Origin of the sequence: Pseudoalteromonas sp. UBA2102, from assembly GCF_002331165.1 — a bacterium.
Lineage (GTDB): Bacteria > Pseudomonadota > Gammaproteobacteria > Enterobacterales > Alteromonadaceae > Pseudoalteromonas > Pseudoalteromonas atlantica.
Map to the genome: position 1 here is coordinate 1 of NZ_DCYU01000067.1, position 4056 is coordinate 4056.

The 4056-nt window shown below is 38.9% G+C and carries 5 protein-coding genes; 2 read left to right on the forward strand and 3 right to left on the reverse strand.

The genetic code is table 11. From position 1 onward, the window contains the following. Positions 1–479 (reverse strand): oxygen-dependent tRNA uridine(34) hydroxylase TrhO (gene trhO / locus B2R65_RS09040; RefSeq protein WP_476748308.1); only part of this gene is annotated, 479 nt, incomplete at its 3' end. Between the two features lie 198 nt (positions 480–677). On the opposite strand from trhO, the gene B2R65_RS09045 reads away from it, so the two are divergent. Beyond that, complete coding sequence (locus B2R65_RS09045) at positions 678–2003, forward strand: DEAD/DEAH box helicase (protein WP_029774003.1); 1326 nt, start codon at positions 678–680, stop codon at positions 2001–2003. A 2-nt stretch (positions 2004–2005) separates the two neighbouring features. Next, positions 2006–2836: a CvfB family protein gene (locus tag B2R65_RS09050; RefSeq protein WP_054982457.1), complete on the forward strand. Its 831-nt coding sequence runs from the start codon at positions 2006–2008 to the stop codon at positions 2834–2836. 250 nt (positions 2837–3086) lie between these two features. On the opposite strand, the gene B2R65_RS09055 is transcribed toward B2R65_RS09050, so the two are convergent. Next, a complete protein-coding gene (locus B2R65_RS09055) occupies positions 3087–3461 on the reverse strand; it encodes a hypothetical protein (protein WP_004587876.1) in 375 nt (124 codons plus the stop codon). Between the two features lie 91 nt (positions 3462–3552). Continuing rightward, on the reverse strand, positions 3553–4056 hold a 504-nt coding region (gene pyrF / locus B2R65_RS09060), incomplete at its 5' end, for an orotidine-5'-phosphate decarboxylase (RefSeq protein WP_286742085.1).

Consider the following 4056-nt stretch of genomic DNA (forward strand, 5'->3'; position numbering starts at 1 on the left):
TTAGGATCGACTGCATTTTGAAAAGTGCCAATTTCAATTTCGTAATCGTTACGTGTATCAATCAAAATCACTTCAGGGTCTGATATTAATGCATTCCACTCTTTAGGCTTAACATAGCTTCCCACTACTTTTAGTGGGTCAACCCCTTCAACGCCCATAGTAACAATTTCGTTTTTTAGCTTTACTTTAGTGCGGTAAAACGGGCATTCATCATCGTATGATTCTTTAGTCACTATGTCTTTTAGGTTTTCTTGTGTGTCTAACCACGCAAGTAAGTTATCTATTCCTTCGCGCTTAGCCGATACAGTACCGTTAATACCTTCAGCAGCAAGCAATAAAGTACCGCGTACTTCGTTTGCTTCCATCACATCTAAAAGAGGTTTACGTAGCGCTTCAAAATTTGGCAAACCTACAAATTTGTACATTGCACACACTACAAAGTGCTCGTTTGTTACATCATCTTTATGAACAGCAGTCATTTTACTTCCTATTTTGCTTTGATAGCCTTAAGTGGCGTTTACCGAATCGTAAATCCGGCGCATATGGGGCGCGTATTTTACGCTTTTTATAATTAATTGCAAAAAATAGCGCGTTAGAATGGTTTTTACTGTCGGCATAACCCTTGTGTAAGCTATAATGCGGCCATTAATTTAAGTTGCACATTGGAGAACACGACTTTGCACTTTACTGATCTTGGGATTGATACTCGCCTTGAAACACAATTAGCACATCAAGGGATCACCCAGCCCACAGATATTCAAGCACATGCAGTGCCTACCGCACTTGCAGGGCATGACATTTTTGCTCAGTCTAAAACTGGGTCGGGCAAAACATTAGCGTTTTTATTACCTGCTGTTCAGCGAGTTATGAAACAAAAAGCGCTCAGTAAACGCGATCCACGTGTCCTCATCGTTGCACCAACCCGTGAGCTTGCAACGCAAGTATTTACGCAATTGCGTTTATTAATTGCGGGCACAAACATTAAAGCTGTGAAAATACTCGGTGGCGAGAACTTTAACGATCAAATTAAAGCCCTTCGTAACGACCCGCACTTTGTTGTGGCAACCCCAGGGCGTTTGGCCGATCACATCACAAAACGCTCATTACAATTAAGCGGGTTAGAGCTATTAATTTTTGATGAAGCCGACCGTATTTTAGACTTAGGTTTTACTGAACAGCTGAAAATGATTAACGAGCAAGCTAATCACCGCTTGCGCCAAACATTGTTGTTTTCAGCGACACTAGATCACGCTCAAGTAGATGCCCTATCGCGTAATTTATTAAAAAAGCCAAAACAAATTACACTGAGCGCCGCTAACGAGCAACACAGTGATATTAAACAAACACTCTATTTAGCCGATCACCTTGATCATAAAGAAGCGTTACTTGAGCATTTCTTAAAACAAGATGATGTTGGCCAATGTATTATATTTACAGCAACCCGTGCCGATACCAGCCGTTTAAGTGAAGCATTAAATGCAAAAGGTTTTAAATCGGTGGCTTTAGCTGGCGATTTAACACAGAGCAAACGCCTAGAGATCATGGACTCGTTTAGCCGCGAAAACTTTAAAATTTTGATCACCACTGATGTTGCTTCGCGAGGATTGGACTTATTAAGTGTAACGCACGTAATCAATTTTGATTTACCAAAACACGCTGAAGAGTATGTACACCGTATAGGTCGTACAGGCCGCGCCGGATTTAAAGGTAATGCATTATCGCTAGTAGGCCCTAAAGACTGGGCAAGCTACTTAGCAATTAAGTCGTTTTTGAACGACGAGTTGGTTTTTGCAAGCGTTGATGGCCTTAAAGCTAAATTTAAAGGTATAAAAGAGAAAAAGCCTGCAACAGCCGCTGTAAAAACTAAAAAAGTTGCACAGGTCAAAAAGCCGCAAGTTAAACGCAAAGCAAAACCTAAAAAACCAGCTGCACCTATAAAAGCCCCGATGAACATTGATGGCAATTCACCAATGCGCCGTAAAAAAAAGCCTGAGCAGGAATAATTATGAGTTACCTAGGAACAACACAAACCTTATTTGTAAAAGAAGTGAGCAATGAAGGTGCTTACCTTGATGGCCACGATTTAGGGGAAGTGTTTTTACCAAAACACGAAATTAAAGATGAACTTGAAGCTGGCGATAGCATAAGCGTTTTTATCTTTTTAGATAACGCCAATTTACCTACAGCAACAGTAAAAAAACCCCATGCCCAAGTAGGTGAATACGCACTGCTTCGTGTTAAAGAAATAAATAGCATCGGCGCTTTTTTAGATTGGGGTCTTGAGAAAGATGTTTTAGCTCCATTTAACGAGCAAAAACCACGTATGCAAGAAGGTCATTCTTACTTAGTTCGCTTATATTTAGATAATGCGAGCCAACGTATTTGTGCATCAAGCAACTTTAATCGCTTTTTATCAAAAGATGAGCCTGAGTACACACATCTTCAAGAAGTTGATTTAATTGTTGCTGGAAAAACAGATATTGGCTACAAAGTGCTTATTGAAGAGTCTCACTTTGGTGTTGTGTTTTACAACATGGTATTTAAAAACTTATTTGTAGGGCAAAAGCTTAAAGGGTTTGTTCAAAAAGTACGTGAAGACGGAAAAATCGACGTTATACTTGAAAAGCCAGGCATGGGTAAAGTAAGTGAACTTGGCGATAAAATAATGGAAAAGCTTAAAAACGAGGGCGGCATACTAGCCATTGGTGATAAATCTGATCCTGAGCTTATCAAAAAAGTATTTTCAACCAGTAAAGCTAACTACAAAAAAGCCATTGGTGGTTTATTTAAGCAAGGCTTGATAGACATAGAAGCCAAATCTATCCGCTTAAAATAGTCGTAAACCTATTTATAAGCGCTAATATTATGTTGGCGCTTATAGTTAAATTTTTTCTAAATAGTCTAATTAAATGCTTATTCAAAGATGATAAAACGTTTTGATGAATAAAAAACGTTATTTAGCTATTATCACTAACGGCACTTATATTGCCCTATTCTCTGCCCTCACCTTCGCGCAAATGAAATTTTTAAACAAAGCTAACACTTGGTTTTCCCTTCAAAAATAATTAGGGAATTGCTAATAGGCACTAGCCCATAATACGCTTATACGGCAACGTACATTCTGTATATTGCTTTGAATAATCAAGTATCTCAGCTTTGGTTTCTAAACTTAGTGGCGCCAACCTAAATACTTTATTTTCACATTCACTTTGTTTGTCGTCGTGATTTGAAATGCAATCTGACGTAGTTACGTTTTGGCGCGTTAAGCGCTCTTCATTTTTATAGCATAAGTGGTGTGCGTAGCCATGCATGGTTTGCTTAAATTCAAATAAATCGACAGGGTAATTTGCGACTAAGTCAGTAATCGTCGCTACTCCATCATAAGCTTTACTAGAAAAAACATATTTATTTACTGAAAAACCTGCAACAACAATTAAAATAGATCCAAAAATTAACTTCAAAATAAACCCCTTACTGCATTCTTAGTACTAATGTAGCATAAAAATGTATTCATAAAAGGGGTTTAGCACTAAATAATTGCTTTTTGTTAACTTAAACCAGCGACTTATTAACATCGGATAAAGTTTGTACCGGATCTGACGATTGTGTGATCGGTCTACCAATCACTAAGTAATCGCTACCCGCTTCAATAGCTTGCTTAGGTGTCATAATGCGTTTTTGGTCACCCACATCACTACCAGCAGGGCGAATGCCTGGAGTAACTAGCTTAAACGCGCTACCTAATTGTGCTTTTAGCGCTTTCGCTTCTTGGGCAGAACATACTACGCCATCAAGCCCTGCTTCTTTTGTTAATTTAGCTAAATGAATAACTTGTTCTTGCGCTGATTTTTCAACACCCAAACGCTTTAGTTCAGCTTCGTCCATGCTGGTTAGCACTGTCACTGCAATTAATAAAGGTGCTTTATCACCAAACTTTTCAAGTGCCTGCTTTGCCTTATTCATCATTTCAAAACCACCTGATGCATGAACGTTTACCATCCAAACGCCCATATTAGCCGCTGCGGTGACCGCTTTTGCCACTGTATTAGGGATATC

Bases quoted from the DNA above. Each gene is read 5' to 3' on its own strand.
- B2R65_RS09050 (WP_054982457.1), top strand. From the start codon at position 2,006: ATGAGTTACCTAGGAACAACACAAACCTTATTTGTAAAAGAAGTGAGC.